General features: G+C 30.5%; 2 protein-coding genes. Both read left to right on the forward strand.

What is annotated here, in order from left to right; all coding sequences use genetic code 11:
* The first annotated feature begins 126 nt into the window (after window positions 1-126).
* Window positions 127-924, forward strand: coding sequence for an ABC transporter ATP-binding protein (locus HG1285_RS02340; RefSeq protein WP_008289155.1), 798 nt, complete (start codon window positions 127-129; stop codon window positions 922-924).
* 9 nt (window positions 925-933) lie between these two features.
* The coding region (locus HG1285_RS02335) for an acylphosphatase (RefSeq protein ID WP_008289156.1) at window positions 934-1631 on the forward strand (698 nt) is incomplete at its 3' end.

The following is a 1631-nucleotide window of genomic DNA, read 5'->3' on the forward strand; positions in this document are numbered from 1 at the left end:
TTTAAACTTGCACTTAAAAGTAGAATTATAAAAAACCCAGATTAAAAGATAATAAAATTTTATATCTAATTTGTTTTTTTCTTCTTAAATAAATCAATAAATAACACAAAAGAAATTTCAGAGGCTATGAAGTCAAGGGGATTTTTGATGATTAAATTAGAAAATGTTTACTTTTCATACGAAAATAAAGAAATTTTAAAAAATATTTCGTTTAAAATTAAGAAAAAAGAAAAAATAGTTCTGCTTGGAATAAATGGAAGTGGTAAATCTACCCTTTTAAAAATAATAAATGGGCTTTTGTTCCCTCAAAAGGGAAAGTATTTCTATAAAGGGGTAGAGATTAATAAAAAACAGTTAAAAAATAAGAAGTTTAACAAAAAATTTAGAAAGGAAGTTGTGTTTTTATTTCAAAACCCAGACAGTATGATATTTAATCCTACAGTTTATGATGAGATAGCTTTTGGATTGAGACAGCTTGGAGATAAAAATGAAGATATTGATGAGAAGGTAAAATACTGGGCAGAGAAGCTTGGAGTTTATAAATACTTAAATGAACCACCGTTTAATCTAAGTGGCGGAGAAAAGCAGAAGGTATGCCTTGCTGCACTTTTAATTTTAGAACCTGAAGTTTTACTACTTGATGAGCCAACGGCAAACTTAGACCCAAAAACTACCGGGTGGCTTATAGACTTTTTATATGAGCTTAATTTAACGACTATCATAACAACACATAATTTAAGTTTATCTTTGGAGCTTGGAGATAGGGGACTTGTATTGTCAGAAGACCACCAAATAATATATGATGGAAATCTTGAAGAGTTTGTAAGAGATGTTGAAATGTTAAAAAAGGCAGGACTTGTCCACATTCACAGACACAGACATGGCAAATTAGAACATAGACATTACCATACACATGATTTTTAGAGGAAAACATTGGAAAAAAGATTAAAAATTCATCTTACAGGTGCGGTTCAGGGAGTAGGTTTTAGACCTTTTGTTTATAATCTTGCTAAAAAGTTAAATCTAAAAGGATATGTGATAAATGATACTTATGGAGTTATTATTGAAATACAAGGAAAAGAAAAAGATATAAATCAATTTTTAATCTCAATACATACAGAAAAACCACCACTTGCCCATATATTTTCACAGGAAATAGAACAGCTTCCACAAGCAAAATTTAAAGATTTTGAGATAAGAAGCTCAAAAGCAGTAGGAAAAAAAGAGGTTTTTATCCTACCTGATATTTCAACATGTGAAGAATGTTTGAAAGAACTTAATGACCCGAAAAACCGAAGATACAGATACCCATTTATAAACTGCACTAACTGTGGACCCCGTTTTACTATTATTGAAAAACTGCCTTATGATAGACCAAATACAACAATGAAAAAGTTTAAAATGTGCTTAGACTGTGAAAGTGAATACAATAATCCAGAAGATAGAAGATTTCATGCTCAACCGAATGCCTGTCCTGTTTGTGGTCCTTATATAACTCTTTACACTTCAGATAAAAAACTTGTATCAGAAAAACAGCAAGCTTTAAAAGACACAGTAGCTCTTTTAAAAGAGGGAAAAATCCTCGCAATTAAGGGAATTGGTGGATTTCATTTGGTATGTGATGCCAGTAA

This window comes from Hydrogenivirga sp. 128-5-R1-1, assembly GCF_000171895.1.